We start from the raw sequence: 17,462 nt of genomic DNA on the forward strand, positions 1-17,462 counted from the left end.
GCACAGTCGCCGGAGGAGGTGGCTGGCTAGTCCGCGCTGCGCAGCGCCCGGAGCGCGATGACCGCGGCGACGACCATGAGCACGACACCGATCGCCGAGGTGATGACCACCCCGGAGTCGAAGGCGTGCCGCGCCGACTCGAGGAGCGTCTGCGCCACCGAGTCCGGCAGTCCGCCCGCCACCTCGGTCGCACCGCCGAGGGTCTCCCCCGCCGCCCGCGCGTCGTCGCCCGTCACCCCGTCCGGGACGACGACGTTCGTCCGGTACACCGCGGTGAGGATGCTGCCGAGCACGGCCGTGCCGAGGACGGCGCCGAGCTCGTAGGCCGTCTCCGACACCGCCGACGCGGCGCCGGCCTTGGCCGCCGGGACGCTGGAGAGGATGAGGTCGTTGGAGATCGTCTCCGCCGCGCCCACCCCGGCGCCGAGGACCATGAACGCGACAAGGAGCCCGACGTCGGAACCGGCCGACCCGCTCACGAGCACCAGGCCGTAGCCGACGGCGTTGAGGAGCAGCCCGCCCGCGACCACCCGTGCGGGGCGCACGTGCTGGACGACGCGCACGACGGCGAGGCCGGCGACCACAGTGACGACGAGCCCCGGCACGAGCACGAGCCCCGCCTCCATGGGCGTGCGCCCGCTGACCAGCTGGAGGTGCTGGGAGATGAAGAAGAGGAAGCCGACCATCGCGAAGACGCTGAGGAGGTTCGCCGCGACCGAGCCGCTGAAGACCGGGTTGGCGAAGAGCCGCACGTCGAGCAGCGGCACGGGCCGGCGCAGCTGGCGACGGACGAAGCCGTAGCCGAGGGCGAGCCCGAGGACGATCGCGAGCAGCGCCGTCGTCGTCGGCCCGTCCTCCGCGATGCGCTTGATGCCGTAGACGAGCGGCACCATGGCGCCCAGCGAGAGGGCGATGCTCACCGGGTCCACGGGACCGGGCTCGGGGTCGCGCGACTCGGGCACGAGCACCGGTCCCAGGACGAGCAGCGGCACGAGGACGGGCACCGCGAGGAGAAAGACCGAGCCCCACCAGTAGTGCTCGAGCAGGAAGCCGCCGAGGATCGGGCCGAGCGCCGCGCCGCCGGAGAAGCCGGCCGCCCAGATCGCGATCGCCGTCCGGCGCTGGACGGGGTCGGTGAAGATGTTGCGGATGAGGGAGAGCGTGGCCGGCATGAGCATCGCGCCGAAGAAGCCGAGGGCGGCACGTGCGGCGATGAGGAGCGGCGCGCTGGGCGCAAAGGCGGCGACGGCAGAGACGATTGCGAACCCGGTCGCGCCGATGAGGAGGAGCCGGCGGCGGCCCACCCGGTCCCCGAGGCTACCCATCGGCACGAGTAGACCGGCGAGCACGAGCGGGTAGGCGTCGACGATCCACAGCAGCTCGGTGCCACCGGGGCGTAGCGACTCGGAGATCGACGGGACTGCGAAGGCGAGGACGGTGTTGTCCACCGCGACGAGCAGCACGGGCAGCATGAGCACGACGAGCGCCGCCCAGGGGCGGGCGGCCGGTGAGCTCGGCGTGACGGGTCGCGATGAGGTGGTCGAGGTCAAGACGGTGCTCCGGTGACGGCGGTGACGGGCGCGGACTGCGCCGTCCTAAACTGTACCGTCTGGACGGTTTACCGTCACTGTGGGTAGCGTCTCCCCCATGTCGGCACGAGACAAGGTCCTGGACGCCTTCGAGGAGCTCCTCGTCATCGAGGGTGCGCGGGCGACGACGCTCGACGCCGTCGCCGCGCGGGCGGAGGTGTCCAAGGGCGGGCTCCTCTACCACTTCCGGAGCAAGGAAGCGCTCGTCGAGGGCCTCCTCGAGCGCCTCACCGCCCTCGCCACCGCCGACACCGAGGCGATGGCGGCCGACCCCCGCGGCCCCTCCGCCTACTACGTCGACACCTCGGTCGCCGACGGATCCCCTCTCGACCGCACGCTCGTCGCCGCCGCCGGGCTCGCACAGGACGCGAACGCCCGGGTGCGCGAGACGCTGCACGAGGTCCACCGCGGCTGGTTCCGGCTCATCCTCGAGGAGGTCGGCGACCGCGCGATCGCGCGCGCGATCGTCCTGCTCGGCGACGGCCTCTACTACAACGCCGTCCTCGCCGGCGCCGTTGCCTCCGACGACGTCGCGGGCACCGAGCCGCAGGACCGCGCCGAGCTCCTCGAGGTCGTCGCACTCCTCAAGCAGCAGGCCCGCGGCTGAGGTCACGCCCACTGGGTGTGGACTTGTGGCCCTCTAGGGCCTGTTGCGAAATGGGGTGCAGGTCGGAGCCTGTGGATAGAGGGGCTCGGGCGTGTCGTTTGGCTTACCTGCGGGGCGTGGTGGCTGGGGGCGGGATCCTTGAGGTATGGCGAAGGACTATCGGCCCGTGGACCGTGATCAGCAGTTCTTGCTCCCCCCGGACATGCGCTCGTGGCTGGCGCCGGATCATCTTGTGTGGTTTGTGATCTCGGTGGTCGAGCAGCTGGAGATGGAGCGGTTTGAGGCGCTGTCGCGGCGGGGCGGTGTGGGTCGTAAAGGCTTTGACCCGCGGATGCTGCTGACGGTGTTGATCTATGCCTATGCGATGGGTGAGCGCTCCTCGCGGCAGATCGAGCGGCTGTGCCACACCGATGTGGCCTTCCGTGTCGCTTGCGGTGGGGATGTTCCCGATCACACCTCGATCGCCCGTTTCCGGCAGCGTCACGAGGAGGCGCTGGTGGAGGTGTTCACCGATGTGCTGGAGCTGTGTGCCCGCTCGGGGCTGGGCAAGTTGGGAACGGTGGCCATCGATGGGACGAAGATCGCGGCCAACGCTTCGGATGATGCGATGCGCAGCGAGAAGTGGCTGCGCGAGCAGGCGGACCGGATCCTGAGCCAGGCCCAGGAGGCCGATGCCCAGGAGGACGCCCTGTTCGGTGCGGCTCGTGGTGATGAGCTGCCCGCTGAGCTGGCAGACCCCGCCACCCGTGCCGAACGCATCCGGCGGGCGGGGCCTGTCAAATGGTGTGTGTAAGGGGTGTGGCACTACACCCTGAAGGAGACACGCTGTGACGATTGATGCCATGCCGAAGATGAGCGCCGAGGAGCGCGCTGAGCGTCGTAGGAAGCAGGCCGAGCTGGCTGCCGAGCTGAAGGCCACCGGGGCACTGGATGAGGTGTTCGCCCGGATTGATGCTGGTGAGCCGCTGACCGGGGACGGTGGGGTGCTGGGCGGGATGCTCAAGGCCGCCCTGGAGCGGGGCCTGGAGGCCGAGCTGAGTGAGCACGTGGGCTATGAGAAGGGCGCCCCGGACGCTGCGGATCACCCGAACTCGCGTAACGGGCACTACGCCAAGACGGTGACCAGCGAGGTCGGTGACATCGAGCTCGCCGTCCCGCGTGACCGGGCCGGGACGTTCACCCCGATGCTGGTGGGCAAGGGCCAGCGCCGCCTGGACGGGGTCGATGGGATGATCATCTCGCTGTACGCGGGCGGGATGACGCTGCGCGACATCTCCCACCACCTGGCCTCCACCGTGGGGGTGGATGTGAGCCACGAGACGATCAGCAAGGTCGTGGACTCCATCGCCGAGGAGGTGCTGGCGTGGCAGCGCCGCCCGCTGGAGTCGCTCTACCCGGTGATCTACCTCGACGCGATCATGGTCAAGGTCAAAGACGGCTCCCACGTGATCAACAAGGCCGCCCACATCGCCGTCGGGGTGGACATGGACGGCATCAAGCACGTCCTGGGGATCTGGGTGCAGACCCACGAGGGCGCCAAGTTCTGGGCCCAGGTCTGCGCGGACCTGGCCAACCGCGGAGTGCGCGACGTGCTCATCGTGTGCTGCGACGGGCTGACCGGCTTCCCCGAGGCCATCGAGGCGACCTGGCCACTGGCCACCGTCCAGACCTGCGTGGTCCACCTCATCCGCGCCGCGATGCGGTTCGTGTCCTACGGCGACCGCAAGGCCGTCGCCGCGGCCCTGAAGCCGATCTACACCGCCGCCAGCGAGGACGCGGCACTGGAGGCGCTGGAGGCCTTCGAGGCCGGCTCCTGGGGCACGAAGTACCCCGCGGCCTCACGCTCGTTCCGGGCCGCGTGGGACCGGTTCATCCCGTTCCTGGCCTTCCCACCCGAACTACGCCGGGTGATCTACACGACGAACGCGATCGAGTCGCTGAACTACCAGCTACGCAAGGTCACCAAGAACCGCGGCCACTTCCCCAACGACGCCGCCGTGGTCAAGCTGCTCTGGCTGGCGATCTGCAACATCGAAGACAAGCGAGCCCGAGAGCGCGAAAAGGAACGCGGCCTGCCCGCCGCCGAACGCCGAGCCCCCGGACGCCTCATCGAAGGATCGGTGACCACGAACTGGAAGGCCGCCCTGGGCCAACTCGCCCTCGTCTACCCCGAACGAATCGAACCCTACCTGTAACGCCCGTCACACCCCTTACACACAGGGATTGACAAGCCCGGCGGGCGCTGGCCGACATCGAGGCCGAGAAGGCCGCCGAGGAGGCCGAGGACGCCCAGGCCGCCGAGGCCGACCGCCAGGCGGGCCAGGCCTATGAGCAGCGGGTGGGCGATCCTCACCGACCTCCGGGGCGCGGGATCGGAGCTCCTCCCAGAGCGGCTGACCCGGTGGTCATCGCCCGGGCCCGGCTGGAGCGGGAGATCGCCCGCGCTCAGGGGCAGATCGACAAGTACGCCCAGCGGGCTGCTGCGGGCGCAACGCAGGGACGTCGACCCAAGGGACAGCGGCCCCTGGCGTCGGTGGAGGACTACAGCTACGTCAAGCGCGCCCGCGCCGCTTTGGACGCGGCCCTGGAGAAGGCCCAACGCCCACCCGCGCCGGCGCCCGCGGGCCAGGGCAAGGTCCGCTACCGCAACATCACCGATCCCGACGCCCGCTCCATGCCCACCCGCAAGGGCTGGGTGACTGGCTACAACAACCAGCTCGCTGTCAGCGCCGACCAGCTCATCGTCGCGCTGAGCGTGGAGCAGAACCCGGCCGACAACCTGGCATTCGTCCCGATGCTGGAGAAGGTCGAGCAGGCCGCCGATCTCATGGCCCGCTGCGGCAGCCCCCACGCCGAGATCGGCATCGTGCTGGCCGACGCCGGCTACCGCAGCGAGGCCAACATCACCGCTCCGGGACCCGACCGGCTCATCGCCACCGGTAAGCACCGCACCGACCTGCGCCGCGCGCGCCAGGAGCCGGCCAGTGGCCGCCCGCCGGCCCAAGCCAGCGCGCTGGAAGCGATGGACCACCGCCTACGCACCCCCGAAGGCCAGGAGGCCTACCGCCACCGCGGTCACCTCGTCGAGGGCACCAACGGACAGCTCAAGGACGTCATCGGACTACGCCGATTCGCGCGCCGAGGACTCAGGGCCGCCATCAGCGAACTGCACTTCGCCGCCGCAGTCCACAACGTCCTCAAGCTCTTCCGGGCCCAGGGCGCCATCGCCTGACGCCCACCGGGGCTCAGCACCCCACAGTGCCCCACCACCGGCTCCAGGAGGCGTCACACCGGCCCGCACGGCTCCGAGCCCAACCCCCGGCGAACGCCTCACTCCCGCCGCCAGCCGAAACGACACCGAGCACACGGGCGCCCACGCCATCCACTGCACGCCGTCAAAGCGCAACGGGCCCTCTAAGGTCGGAAAGTCCACACCGAGTGACGGGCACGAGTGCCGTCAGCGGGGGTGGAGCACCTCGACCTCACCGGTCACCGGGTCGGTGAGCGTGACACGCGCGTCACTGCCCAGGTCGATCGCCACCGGCTCGCCCCACACGAGCAGGTGGACCGTCGCCCCCGGCTCCGCCTCGGCGATGCGCCGGCGCAGCAGCACGACGTCGAGGTCCGTTCCCTCACGCACCTCCCACGAGTGCGAACCGACCGCGAGGACCCAACGTCGCGCCGTTGTCGTCTGCCGCGGGGTGGTGCCGGGCAGGTTGATGCCGAAGATGGTGGTGAGCGGCGGGGCGAGCTCGTCGGCGGGCGGCTCCCCGACCGGCGCTCCCTCCCCGACCCAGACCCGCCGCTGCCCGCCGGCCGCGACGACCAAGCCCGGCGCCACGAGCGTCGCCTTCCCCGCGGCCGCGAGCTGGCCGCGCAACGGGGCGGCGTGGTCGGGCGGCACGAAGCCGACGATGACGTTGCGCCACACGACGACGACGCGTCCCTCCGCCCCCGGGGAGAGCTCGACGCGCGCAGGCACGGCGGATCGGGAGCACTCGGCGCCGGCGAGGGCAGTGATGATCGCGCGCTGCATCGCGGCGGCCTCGGCCACCCAGAAACCGGTGCCGACGTCGGCGGGAACCTCGGCGGAGCGCCAGCGGTCGAAGAGTCTCACGGCGCCATCATTCCTGACGGCGAGGCGGAGCCGTCACTCAGCTCGCGGGGTCAGGGCCGTCACGACGCACCGCCAGCCGTCGGCGTCCCGCGTGAACCGCTCGCGCGGGACCGTGCCGCCCGTGCCGACGAGCACCCAGTCCTCAGTCGCGAAGGAGCCGATCCGGTCGGCGTCGTTGGCGACGATCGCCTGCGCCCAGGCGTCGAGGAGTGCGCGTATCTCGTCCCGCGGGCGCGGGCCCATCCTCCGATGGTCCTCCGACCGCCGTCCATCGTCGAGGGGCAGATGTGGAGGGAGAGCCGGCTGCCGACGAGGAATCCGGCTGTCGACGGAAGGGGGCCGGTGCCGGCGGGCTGGGCGGGATCCGGCTGTCGGCGAAAGGGGTCCGAGGGCGGCGGCGGGGCGGGATCCGACTGTCGGCGCATGGGCTGGCCGGGCCGGAGGAATCCGGCTGTCGGCGCGAGGGGCGGGTGAGAAGTGGGGGTCAGTTGAGGGTGGCGGCGGGGACGGTGAGGCCGAGGACCTGCTCCAGGGCGCGGACGTGCTCCTCGGCGCGGCCGTCGCGGGCGGCGGTACGGGCGTGGACGGTCGGCGTGTGGAGCAGCCGTGCGGCGAGACGGCGCAGCGCCCGGGCGGCGTCCTCGGAGGACACCTGACCGCCGGCGGGCAAGCGCGACAGCTCGTCGCCCACCGCGTCCTCCACCCGACGTCGCAGCGCGACGACGGCCTCGTCGACGGCGCGACCGGCGAGGTCCTCACCGAGCCGCTGAACTCCGCGCGCGACGAGCTCGCGCGCCCGGTCCACCTCGAGGGCCGTCGTCGGCGGCAGCTGCTCGCGCACGGTCTCGAGGTCGACGAGCCGCACCCCGGGCACCTGCCCCACGGTCGGGTCCACGTCGCGGGCCAGCGCGAGGTCGACGACGACGAGCTCGTTGGCACCCGCCCGCGAGCCAAGCACCTCGGTGACGGTCGCGACGTCGAGCACCACCGTGCCGGTCCCCCGGCAGGTCACGACGACGTCGGCCCGGACGAGGGCGGCAGCGAGGTCGGTGACGGCGACGGCGTCGTGGCTCTCCGCGAACCTCGTGGCCCGCCCGGAGGCGGACCACACCGCGACGTCCTCGACGCCGCGGGAGCGCAGCGCCGCGAGCGCGACCCCGGCGTACGCGCCGGTGCCGACGAGCAGCGCCCGGTCCCCGGCCAGCGAGCGGCCGGCGAGGTCGAGGGCCACGGACGCGACCGACGCGCCGGCACGGGCGAGGTCGGTCGTCACGGCCACCTCGCGGGAGGTGCGGGACGCGTGCTGGAAGGTCCGCTCGAGCAGTGGCGTCGTCAGCCCCGCCGCGCGCGCCGCGTCCAGGGACCGGCGCACCTGCCCGACGATCTCCCGCTCCCCCACGACCATCGAGTCCAGCCCGCTCGCCACCTCGAAGAGGTGCCGGGTGGCGGCGTCGCCGGAGAGGGCGATCGTGTGCTCGGACACCTCGGAGGGGCACACGCCACTCGCGCGCGCGACGGCGTGGCGGGCGTGCTCGGCGGCGGCGACCGGGTCGGCGGCGTCGAGGTAGATCTCGAGGCGGTTGCACGTGGACAGGACGACGGCGCCGCCGATCCCGCAGTCCGCCTCCGGGTCGAGCGAGCCGGCCCCGGCCGCGGCATGGTCGGCGAGCACGGCGAGGAGCCGGTCGGCGCCCGCTGCGCTGAGCCGGTCGACGTGCGCCAGCCCCGCGTGGCGGTGGTTGGCCGAGATCACTGCAAGGGTCACGAGTCTCCCCCTGGGAACCGCTGGTCGGCGGGGCAGGCACAATGGCTGCATGACTGCTCCAGGCCGCAACGTTAATACATCAGACGAAGTCCGTGGTCCCCTTCTGACCGCGTACTCCGGCCGGCGGCCCGAGCGCCTGCCCGTCTGGTTCATGCGTCAGGCCGGGCGTTCCCTGCCCGAGTACCACGAGGTACGGCGCGGCGTCGGCATGCTCGAGGCCTGCCTCAAGCCCGAGCTCGCGACGGAGATCACTCTCCAGCCGGTGCGCCGGCACGGCGTGGACGCGGCGATCTTCTTCTCCGACATCGTCGTGCCCCTGCGGCTGGCCGGGGTGGACGTCGAGATCGTCTCCGGGGTCGGCCCCGTCATCGGCGAGCCGGTGCGCAGCGTCGCCGACGCCGAGCGCCTCGCCGCCCACGCGCCCGGCGACCACAGCGCCGTCCAGGAGGCCGTCCGCCTCACCGTCGCCGAGCTGGGCGAGACCCCGCTCATCGGCTTCGGCGGCGCCCCCTTCACCCTCGCGGCCTACCTCGTCGAGGGCCGCCCCTCGCGCGACCACCTTGCCGCCCGCGGGCTCATGCACTCCGACCCCGGCACCTGGGACCGGGTGATGACCTGGGCCGCGGACCTCACCGGGGCGTTCCTCCGCGCGCAGGTCGAGGCCGGTGCCCGCGCCGTCCAGCTCTTCGACTCCTGGGCCGGCGGCCTCTCGCTGGCGGACTACACCGCGTACGCCGCCCCCTACAGCGCCCGCGCCCTGTCCCACGTCAAGGACCTCGGCGTCCCGATCGTCCACTTCGGCACCGGGACGAGCGAGCTCCTCGGCGCGATGCGCGACGTGGGCGCGGACGTCGTCGGCGTCGACTACCGCCTGCCCCTGGACGAGGCGAGCCGCCGTCTCGGCGGGACCACCCCGCTCCAGGGCAACATCGACCCGGCCCTCCTCACCGCTCCGTGGGAGGTCCTCGAGGCACACGTGGGCGACGTCGTCGCCCGCGGCCGCCAGGCCCCCGCCCACGTGCTCAACCTCGGCCACGGCGTCCCGCCCACCACCGACCCCGGCGTGCTCACCCGGATCGTCGAGCTCGCGCACAGCCTGTGATGCGTGACGCCGTCGTCGTCGGCGCGGGCATGGGGGGCCTCACCGCCGCCCACGCCCTCGCCGCGGCCCGTCTGCGCCCCCTCGTCCTCGAGGCGGGCGACCGGGTGGGCGGCCTGGTCCAGCACGCGCGCGTGGGCGGGATCGACGTCGACGCCGGAGCGGAGTCCTTTGCGCTGCGGCGGCCCGAGGTGGCCGACCTCGTCGCGCGGCTGGGTCTTGCACACGCGACTCCGGCGACGGCGTCGACCATCTGGACCGGCGACCGGGCGCTGACGACCCCCGCCCGCTCCCTCCTCGGGATCCCGGCCGACCCGCTCGCCGACGACGTCGTCGCCGTCGTCGGTCCGGACGCCGCCACCCGCGCGGCCGCCGACCTCACCCTCGACCCCGCCGCGGGCGCCGACGCCACCACCCTCGCCGAGCTCGTCACCGTGCGCATGGGAGCCGGCCTGCTCGAGCGGCTCGTCCGGCCGGTGGCGCGCGGCATCCACGGCGCGGACCCGGAGAACCTCGCCGTCGACGCCGTCGCACCCGGGCTGCGGGCCGCGCTCGTCACCCACGGCTCGCTCGCCGCCGCCGTGGCCGCCACGGTGCCGGACGGGCCGGCCGTGGGCTGCGTCGTCGGCGGGATGTGGCGCCTGCCCGCGGCGCTGGCGACGAGCGCGGAGGTCCGCACGGGTACGCGCGTGACAGCGGTGGCGCGCGGCTCGGACGGGACGTGGCTGGTCCACGCCGACGACGGCGCAGCCCCCGTCCGGACGCGCCGGCTCGTCCTCGCCGTGCCCGGTCCCGAGACGGTCGAGCTGCTCTCCGGCGCCCTGCCCGGTGAGCTGCCGGAGCTGCGGCCGGGGCACCCGATCGTCCAGGTGACGCTCGTCCTCGACGCGCCGCAGCTGGACGCCGCACCGCTCGGCTCGGGAGTGCTCGTGGGCCCGGACGCGGGCGTGCGGACCAAGGCCCTCACCCACGCCACCGCGAAGTGGGCCTGGCTGCGGAGCGCGGTGCCGCAGGGCGTCCACGTGGTCCGCCTGTCCTACGGGCGCGCCGGCGACGACCCCGCCGCCATCGAGGCCGTCGACGCCGAGCTCGCCCTCGCCGACGCGCAGGCGCTGCTCGGCGTGCCGCTCGACCGTTCGCAGGTGCTCGACAGCCTCCGGGTCCGGCGCCCGCTCGGCCTGCCGCCGTCGGCCGCCGCCGACCCCGCCCTGCGCCCGCTGCTCGAGCGGGTGCGCGCGGCGACGGGGCTCGGGGTGTGCGGGGCGTGGGTGGCGGGGACGGGCGTGGCCGCCGTCGTCGCCCAGGCCGAGCAGGAGGCCGCGCGCCTCCTCGCCCGCCCCGGTGCACGCGACCGCTCGACACCGGGCGAGGTCTCCCCGCTCTCCGCCGTTCACCCGCCCATCCTCGACTGACAGGTCGCCGGCGCGACGGAGGTCACCTCGACTTCGATTCCCCGGGGTGTGCACACTTGAGGGGTGACCCCTCCCCCTCTCCGGCTCGGCACGCGCGCCTCGACGCTGGCGCTCACGCAGTCCACCACCGTGGCCAAGGCGCTGGAGGCCGTCACCGGCCGGGAGGTCGAGCTCGTCCGGATCCGCACGGAGGGCGACCGCAACCGCGCCTCTCTCGCCAGCCTCGGCGGCACCGGCGTCTTCGCCGCCGCGCTGCGCGAGGCACTGCTCGCTGGGGAGTGCGACCTCGCCGTCCACTCCCTCAAGGACCTGCCCACGGCGCCGACGCCCGGCCTGTCGATCGGCGCGCTGCCCGAGCGCGCGGACTCACGCGACGTGCTGTGCGCCCGCGAGGGCTGGACCCTGCAGACGCTTCCCGACGGCGCACGGGTCGGCACCGGCTCACCGCGCCGGGCCGCCCAGCTGCTCGCCGCCCGCCCCGACCTCGACATCGTCGACATCCGTGGCAACGTCGAGACCCGCCTCGGGCGGGTGCAGCCCGGTGACCTCGACGCCGTCGTCCTCGCCCGCGCGGGGCTCGCCCGCGTCGGGCGGCTCGAGGCGGTCACCGAGACCCTCGACGCGGAGGTCGTCGTCCCCGCCCCGGGGCAGGGCGCGCTGGCCGTCGAGTGCCGCAGTGAGGACCTCGCCGACCTGGACCACCCGCTCGCCGCCGGCTTGCGCGCGCTCGACGACCACGCCACCCGCCTCGCGGTCACCGCCGAGCGCATCGTCCTGCGCGTCCTCGAGGCCGGCTGCGCCGCGCCGCTCGGCGCACTGGCCCACCTCGAGGGCGGGTCGCTGCACCTGCACGCGACCGTCGTCGAGCACGACGGCAGCCGCCGCCTCAGCCACCGCGCCCACGTCGCCCTCCCGACCGACGACGCCGCCTCCCTCGCGGCGGCGGAGTCCCTCGGCGCCGAGGTCGCGACCGCACTCCTCGAGGCGGGTGCCGCGAGCATCACCGGACGGCCCGCGTGAGTCTGGCCGCCTGCGCCGCGCTCCGCCGGGCCGGATCGCTGCCGCCCATGACCGCGAGCGCCACCGGACGGACGGAATGAGCCTCGCCGGCCGCACGCTCCTGCTCCCCAACACCGACGCCGCGGACCGCCTCGCCCACGCGGCCGAGGAGCTCGGTGCGCGGACGGTGACGGCGGACCTCATCCGCCACGAGACCGTGGCGCCCACCGACGAGCTCGACGCCGCCCTCCGCGCGGCCGTGAGCGTCGACTGGGTGGCTCTCACCAGCGCCACGACGGTCGCGGCCGTCGCCGAGCGCGCGGCCGCCCTCGGCACGACGACGGCGCAGCTCCTCACCGGCCCGCGCGTCGCCGTCGTCGGCCAGGCGACCGGCGCCGCCCTCGCCGCGCACGGCATCACCGCGGACCTCGTCCCGCCGGAGCGCTCGAGCGCCGTCGACCTCCTCGCCGTCTGGCCCGAGGGCCGCGGCACCGTCCTCGTCCCGCGCTCGGAGATCGCCGCCCCCACCCTCGTCGACGGCCTGCGCGAGCGCGGCTGGCAGGTGCGCGACGTCATCGCCTACCGGACCGTCCCCGCGACGGTCGCCGATCCCGCGGTCGTCGAGATGCTCGACGGCGGAGGGGTCGACGTCGTCGTCCTCACCTCGGGCAGCACCGCGAGCGCCTTCGCCGCCCTCTACGGCACCACCGCGCCCGTGCGCGTGTGCGCGATCGGCGAGAGCACCGCCGACGCCGCGCGCCGCGCGGGGCTGCCGGTGCACGCCGTCGCCGACCACCAGACCACCGCCGGCCTGCTCGAGGCGGCGGGCCGCGCCCTCACCACCGGAGCCCGCCCATGACGCACCCGATCCCCACCGCCCGCCCGCGCCGGCTGCGCCGCAGCCCCGCGATGCGGCGGCTCGTCTCCGAGACCCGCCTGCACGCGGCGGACCTCGTGCTGCCGATGTTCGTCAAGGAGGGCCTGGAGGAGCCGGCGCCGATCGCGTCGATGCCGGGCGTCGTCCAGCACTCGATGGACTCCCTGCGCCGCGCGGCCGTCGAGGCCGCCGAGGCGGGGGTCGGCGGGCTCATGCTCTTCGGCGTCCCGGCCACGCGCGACGCCGTCGGCTCCTGCGCGACGGACCCGGACGGGATACTCAACGCGGGCCTGCGCGCGCTCGTCGAGGAGGTGGGGGACGCCGTCGTCGTCATGTCCGACCTGTGCCTGGACGAGTTCACCGACCACGGGCACTGCGGCGTCCTCACCGCCGACGGCACCGTCGACAACGACGCGACCCTCACCCGCTACGCCGAGATGGCGCTCGCGCAGGCGGAGGCCGGGGCCCACCTGCTCGGGCTGTCCGGGATGATGGACGGCCAGACCGCGGCGGTCCGGACCGCCCTCGACGGCGCCGGGCACAGCGACGTCGCGGTCCTCGCCTACTCCGCGAAGTACGCCTCCGCCTTCTACGGCCCCTTCCGCGACGCCGTCGACTCCGCGCTCCAGGGCGACCGCCGCACCTACCAGATGGATGCCGGCAACCGCCGCGAGGGGCTGCGGGAGGCGACGCTCGACCTCGCCGAGGGCGCTGACGTCGTCATGGTCAAGCCCGCGATGAGCTACCTCGACGTCCTGGCCGACGTCGCCGCCCACTCCCCCGTGCCCGTCGCCGCCTACCAGGTGTCCGGCGAACTCGCGATGATCGAGGCCGCGGCCGCGCAGGGCTGGATCGATCGGCGCCGGGCGATCGAGGAGTCCCTCCTCGGCATCCGCCGGGCCGGCGCGGACATGACCCTCACGTACTGGGCGACCGAGGTCGCCGGCTGGCTCCGCTGACCACCCCACCCACCCGAGAGGCACCGATGAGCGACCTGCCCACCGACCCGATGGACGAGATCTTCACCTCCGCCCGCGCCGTCATCCCCGGCGGGGTGAGCTCGCCGGTGCGCGCGTACGGCTCGGTCGGCGGGGTGCCGCGCTTCGTCGCGTCCGCGCGCGGACCGCACATCACCGACGTCGCGGGGCGGGAGTACGTCGACCTCGTCATGTCGTGGGGGCCGGGGCTGCTCGGCCACGCCCACCCGGAGGTGGTGTCCGCCGTGCAGGAGGCGGCCGCGCGGGGCCTGTCCTTCGGCGCGCCGACCGTGGCCGAGATCGAGCTCGCCGAGGCGATCCGCGGGCGCGTGGCGCACGCGCAGCGCGTCCGTTTTGTCTCGACCGGCACCGAGGCGACGATGACGGCGATCCGCCTCGCCCGCGGGGCGACCGGCCGCGACCTCGTCGTGAAGTTCTCCGGCCACTACCACGGGCACGTCGACGCCCTGCTCGCCGCGGCCGGCTCCGGTGTGGCGACCTTCGCCATGCCCGGTTCCGCCGGGGTGACGGCGGCGACGACGGCGCAGACCATCGTCCTGCCCTACAACGACGCCCCCGCGCTCACCGACCTCTTCGCCGCGCGCGGGCACGAGATCGCCGCGGTCATCACCGAGGCGGCGCCCGCCAACATGGGCGTCGTCCCGCCCGATCCGGGCTTCAACGGGCTGCTGCGGCAGATGACCGAGGCGCACGGCGCGCTGCTCGTCCTCGACGAGGTGCTCACCGGCTTCCGCGTCCACCGCTCCGGCTGGTGGGGCCTGGAGCACGCCGACGCCGGCGGCGCGCGGGCCTGGGAGCCGGACCTCGTGACCTTCGGCAAGGTCGTCGGCGGCGGGATGCCGCTCGCCGCCGTCGGCGGACGGGCCGAGCTCATGGACCTCCTCAGCCCCCTCGGGCCCGTCTACCAGGCGGGCACGCTCTCGGGGAACCCGCTGGCGACGGCGGCCGGTCTGGCCACCCTGCGCCTCGCCGACGACGCGGTCTACGCGCGGGTGGACGAGGCGGCCGGCGTCATCGCCGACGCCGTGGGCGCCGCGCTCGACGCCGAGGGTGTCCCGCACCGGGTCCAGCGGGCCGGGAGCCTGTTCTCCGTCTTCTTCGGGGAGGCCGCGGCTGCCGCGCCGGTGCGGAACTACGCACAGGTCCAGGCACAGGAAGCCTTCCGCTTCCCGCCCTTCTTCCACGCGATGCTCGACGCCGGTGTGGCCCTGCCGCCCTCGGTCTTCGAGGCGTGGTTCCTCTCCGCCGCGCACGACGACGCCGCGGTGAGCCGAGTGCTCGACGCCCTGCCGGCGGCGGCGCGTGCCGCAGCCGCCGCTCGTCCGGGCTGAGCCGCCCGGGTGCGCCGGCCGCTCCGGCGGTACGGTCAGCGGCCCGCCGCTGGCTCACTCGGTCGTGCGGCCGCGACCCGTAGGAAGCTGCCGGCCGCGCCGCTCGGCACGTCGGGGCCGGCCCAGACCGCGCGGATGTTGCGCGCCAGCGTCACCGCCTCCCCCGCCGGCGTGCGGATCGGCACCCGGACGAGCCGGTGCTCGGCGATGTCCCGCGCGACGACGAGCCGGGAGACGACCGCGGGCGCGACACCCGCCCCGACGGCGTGGACGACCGCAGTCGTCGATGCCAGCTCCATCGCGACGGTCGGTGCCAGCCCGAGGCCGGCCAGCCAACGCACCAGCACCTCTCTGGTCCCGCTGCCCTGCTCGCGCATCACCAGGGGCGTGCCGGCCAGCTCCGTCGGCGTGACGCCGCGCTGCGCCCACGGGTGGGTCGGAGCGACGACGAGGAGGAGCTCGTCCTTGCGAATCGCCCGAGAACGCAGCCCCGCCGGTGCGCGTGACCCCTCGACGAACCCCAGCTGCACCGTCCCGGACCGCACGCTCCGCGCCACGGCGATGGAGTTGCCCACCTCGAGGGTGACCGAGACGTCGGGTTCACGGGCGGTCAGCGTGCCGACCCACACCGGGACCAGGTGCTCGGCCACCGTGAGACTGGCTCCGACCCGCAGCCGGCGACGCCGCTCACCACGCAGCGCCGCCGCGCCGTCGACCAGCTCCTGGACCGCACCGAGCGTCACGCGCGCCCACCCCACGACGGCGGCTCCCTCACCGGTCAGGATCGAGCCGTGCGTGGTACGCCGCACGAGCGCCAGGCCCAGCTGCCGCTCCAGGGCGCGCAGGCGTGCGCTGGCCGAGGGCTGACTCACCCCGAGGGAGCGGGCGGCCGCACCGATGCCACCGCGGTCGGCGACGGCGACGAGGAGCTCGAGCGAGGCGAGGTCGGGGCGGGGCATAGGTGGAGCCTATGACCTGATCGGCAGTTCCGGTCTACCGCCGCCCGCTGCGGACGGGAAGGCTGGTCGGCATGGCCCGTCCCGAGAAGCCCGCGCTGTCCCGCCCGACCGCCCCCGCGTCAGCTGCTGCCGACGTCCCGGCGAGCGGGCTCGTTCCCCACGACCCGTCCGGTGCGTGGCACTGGCTGGGCGGAGTGGCGCTGTGCGCCGCCGTCGCCGCCCTGGCGACGCTCGCCGGGAGCTGGGTGCCGCTCATGGGCGGGCCGGTCCTGGGCATCGTCCTGGGCATCGTGCTGGGCCGGCTCCTCCCGTCGACCGTGCAGGCGCTCCGGCCCGGCCTGAGGTTCACCTCCAAGGCGGTCCTGCAGGCCGCGGTGGTCCTCCTCGGGGCCGGGCTGTCGCTCGGTCAGGTCGCGCGCACCGGCCTGGACTCGCTCCCCGTCATGGTGGGGACGCTGCTCGTCGCGCTCGGCGGCACCGCCCTGCTCGGACGCCGTCTCGGTCTCGGGGAACAGACCCGCACCCTCATCGGCGTCGGCACCGGGATCTGTGGCGCCTCGGCGATCGCGACCGTGAGCGCCGTCATCGGCGCCTCGGAGGTCGCGGTCTCGCTGGCCGTCACGACGATCTTCGTGTTCAACGTGCTCGCGGCCGTGCTCTTCCCGGTCCTCGGGCACGCCCTCGGGCTGGGGCAGGAGGCGTTCGGGCTGTGGGCGGGAACCGCCATCAACGACACCTCCTCCGTCGTGGCGGCCGCCACCGTCTACGGCGCTGCCGCGACGAGCTACGCCGTCGTGGTCAAGCTCTCCCGCACCCTCATGATCATCCCGGTGTCCGTCGCACTGGCGGTGCGAGGGCACCGCGCCGAACGAAGGGCCGCGGACGGGACGGGGCAGGCGGCAGCCGGCGTGCCGTGGCGCAAGCTCGTCCCCGCCTTCCTCGTGCTGTTCCTCGTCGCCGCGGCACTGAACACGGCCGGCGTGGTCCCGGACGCGGCGCACGACCCGATCAAGTGGATCAGCGTGTTCCTCACGACGATGGCGATGACGGCGATCGGTCTGTCCACCCCCGTCGCCGCGCTCAAGGAGGCAGGCTGGCGGCCCCTCGCCCTCGGCGGAATCCTCTCCGTCGCCGTCGCGGCGAGCAGCCTGGGCCTGCAGGCCCTCACCGGGGCGCTGTAGCACACGCGGCGAGGCCCCCACCCGACGTGCGAGATGCCGGGGCGGGAGAGCCTCGAGTGACCCGATGGTGCAGGAGGTAGGACGCAGCCCCCCACTCCCCGAGTGGGACGAGGGTAGGCAGGTGAGCCGCTGACGGCGGTGGTGGTCAGCTCAGCATGCGTCTCCGCAGCACGAGGAGCGCCCCTCCCACGAGCACCAGCGCCACGACCGCCGCCGCGCCCGATTTCAGCGGAGCGCCCGTCGACGCGAGCCGGCCCGGACCTGCGTCGGACGAAGGCTGCGAGGTGTCCGCACCGGCATCGGTCGGGGCCGGTGCCGTCGGCTCACCCGTCGGCTCATCGGTCGGCTCATCGGTCGGCTCGACTGTGCGCTTCGGCCTGCTCGACCAGCTCCTCCAACGAGGCACCGGCGGAGCCCGCCTCGAGGTAGGACCAGCGCGCGAAGCCGTGGCGGTCGCGATGCCCAGCGCGTTGCCGGCGGTGTTCCACGCCGAGTACGCGAGCAGCGACGCGATCTCCACCGACTCCT

Annotated in this window: 17 protein-coding genes; 11 read left to right on the forward strand and 6 right to left on the reverse strand. The window is 74.2% G+C overall.

Annotation, left to right across the window (positions count from 1 at the left end; translation table 11 throughout):
- Positions 1-26 precede the first annotated feature (26 nt).
- Entirely contained in the window at positions 27-1,472 is a 1,446-nt protein-coding gene (locus M3148_RS01770) for an MFS transporter (RefSeq protein ID WP_251303011.1), read from the reverse strand.
- Between the two features lie 175 nt (positions 1,473-1,647).
- On the opposite strand from M3148_RS01770, the gene M3148_RS01775 reads away from it, so the two are divergent.
- The 4 genes from M3148_RS01775 (at position 1,648) to M3148_RS01790 (ending at position 5,428) form a co-directional block, all read left to right on the forward strand.
- Complete coding sequence (locus M3148_RS01775; protein ID WP_251302921.1) at positions 1,648-2,196, forward strand: TetR/AcrR family transcriptional regulator; 549 nt, start codon at positions 1,648-1,650, stop codon at positions 2,194-2,196.
- 145 nt (positions 2,197-2,341) lie between these two features.
- Positions 2,342-2,989 (forward strand): transposase, encoded by a 648-nt coding sequence (locus tag M3148_RS01780; protein WP_251302922.1) that lies wholly within the window; start codon positions 2,342-2,344, stop codon positions 2,987-2,989.
- A gap of 58 nt (positions 2,990-3,047) precedes the next feature.
- On the forward strand, positions 3,048-4,391 hold the full coding sequence (locus M3148_RS01785) for an IS256 family transposase (protein WP_251303012.1): 1,344 nt from the start codon (positions 3,048-3,050) through the stop codon (positions 4,389-4,391).
- A gap of 206 nt (positions 4,392-4,597) precedes the next feature.
- Positions 4,598-5,428, forward strand: a complete 831-nt coding sequence (locus M3148_RS01790) for a transposase (RefSeq protein ID WP_251302923.1) — start codon at positions 4,598-4,600, stop codon at positions 5,426-5,428.
- 225 nt (positions 5,429-5,653) lie between these two features.
- Here M3148_RS01790 and M3148_RS01795 read toward each other — a convergent pair whose 3' ends face one another.
- The 3 genes from M3148_RS01795 to M3148_RS01805 all read right to left on the reverse strand — a co-directional run bounded on the left by M3148_RS01795 (position 5,654) and on the right by M3148_RS01805 (position 8,078).
- Positions 5,654-6,313 carry a hypothetical protein gene (locus M3148_RS01795; protein WP_251302924.1) on the reverse strand — a complete coding sequence of 220 codons (660 nt, stop codon included), beginning with the start codon at positions 6,311-6,313 and terminating at the stop codon, positions 5,654-5,656.
- Positions 6,314-6,346: 33 nt separating this feature from the next.
- The gene (locus M3148_RS01800) at positions 6,347-6,556 is read right to left on the reverse strand and encodes a nuclear transport factor 2 family protein (RefSeq protein ID WP_251302925.1); all 210 of its coding nucleotides are present in this window, start codon (positions 6,554-6,556) and stop codon (positions 6,347-6,349) included.
- 241 nt (positions 6,557-6,797) lie between these two features.
- On the reverse strand, positions 6,798-8,078 hold the full coding sequence (locus M3148_RS01805) for a glutamyl-tRNA reductase (protein ID WP_251302926.1): 1,281 nt from the start codon (positions 8,076-8,078) through the stop codon (positions 6,798-6,800).
- A 49-nt stretch (positions 8,079-8,127) separates the two neighbouring features.
- Here M3148_RS01805 and hemE point away from each other — a divergent pair, with 49 nt between their 5' ends.
- The 6 genes from hemE to hemL all read left to right on the forward strand — a co-directional run bounded on the left by hemE (position 8,128) and on the right by hemL (position 14,794).
- Positions 8,128-9,180: a uroporphyrinogen decarboxylase gene (hemE, locus tag M3148_RS01810; protein ID WP_251302927.1), complete on the forward strand. Its 1,053-nt coding sequence runs from the start codon at positions 8,128-8,130 to the stop codon at positions 9,178-9,180.
- Complete coding sequence (locus M3148_RS01815) at positions 9,180-10,589, forward strand: protoporphyrinogen/coproporphyrinogen oxidase (RefSeq protein ID WP_251302928.1); 1,410 nt, start codon at positions 9,180-9,182, stop codon at positions 10,587-10,589. Before hemE ends, M3148_RS01815 begins: the two co-directional genes overlap by 1 nt.
- 63 nt (positions 10,590-10,652) lie before the next feature.
- Entirely contained in the window at positions 10,653-11,609 is a 957-nt protein-coding gene (gene hemC, locus M3148_RS01820) for a hydroxymethylbilane synthase (RefSeq protein WP_251302929.1), read from the forward strand.
- A gap of 76 nt (positions 11,610-11,685) precedes the next feature.
- Positions 11,686-12,447 carry a uroporphyrinogen-III synthase gene (locus tag M3148_RS01825; RefSeq protein ID WP_251302930.1) on the forward strand — a complete coding sequence of 254 codons (762 nt, stop codon included), beginning with the start codon at positions 11,686-11,688 and terminating at the stop codon, positions 12,445-12,447.
- A complete protein-coding gene (gene hemB / locus M3148_RS01830; RefSeq protein WP_251302931.1) occupies positions 12,444-13,424 on the forward strand; it encodes a porphobilinogen synthase in 981 nt (326 codons plus the stop codon). Before M3148_RS01825 ends, hemB begins: the two co-directional genes overlap by 4 nt.
- Positions 13,425-13,450: 26 nt before the next feature.
- Positions 13,451-14,794: a glutamate-1-semialdehyde 2,1-aminomutase gene (hemL, locus tag M3148_RS01835; protein ID WP_251302932.1), complete on the forward strand. Its 1,344-nt coding sequence runs from the start codon at positions 13,451-13,453 to the stop codon at positions 14,792-14,794.
- A gap of 35 nt (positions 14,795-14,829) precedes the next feature.
- Here hemL and M3148_RS01840 read toward each other — a convergent pair whose 3' ends face one another.
- On the reverse strand, positions 14,830-15,753 hold the full coding sequence (locus M3148_RS01840) for a LysR family transcriptional regulator (protein ID WP_251302933.1): 924 nt from the start codon (positions 15,751-15,753) through the stop codon (positions 14,830-14,832).
- Between the two features lie 71 nt (positions 15,754-15,824).
- Here M3148_RS01840 and M3148_RS01845 point away from each other — a divergent pair, with 71 nt between their 5' ends.
- Positions 15,825-16,934: a YeiH family protein gene (locus tag M3148_RS01845; protein ID WP_251302934.1), complete on the forward strand. Its 1,110-nt coding sequence runs from the start codon at positions 15,825-15,827 to the stop codon at positions 16,932-16,934.
- Between the two features lie 145 nt (positions 16,935-17,079).
- Here the strand turns inward: M3148_RS01845 and M3148_RS01850 are convergent, their stop codons facing one another.
- A complete protein-coding gene (locus M3148_RS01850) occupies positions 17,080-17,454 on the reverse strand; it encodes a DUF4127 family protein (RefSeq protein WP_251302935.1) in 375 nt (124 codons plus the stop codon).
- Positions 17,455-17,462 lie beyond the last annotated feature (8 nt).

This window comes from Georgenia satyanarayanai (assembly GCF_023715365.1).
Taxonomy (GTDB): domain Bacteria; phylum Actinomycetota; class Actinomycetes; order Actinomycetales; family Actinomycetaceae; genus Oceanitalea; species Oceanitalea satyanarayanai_B.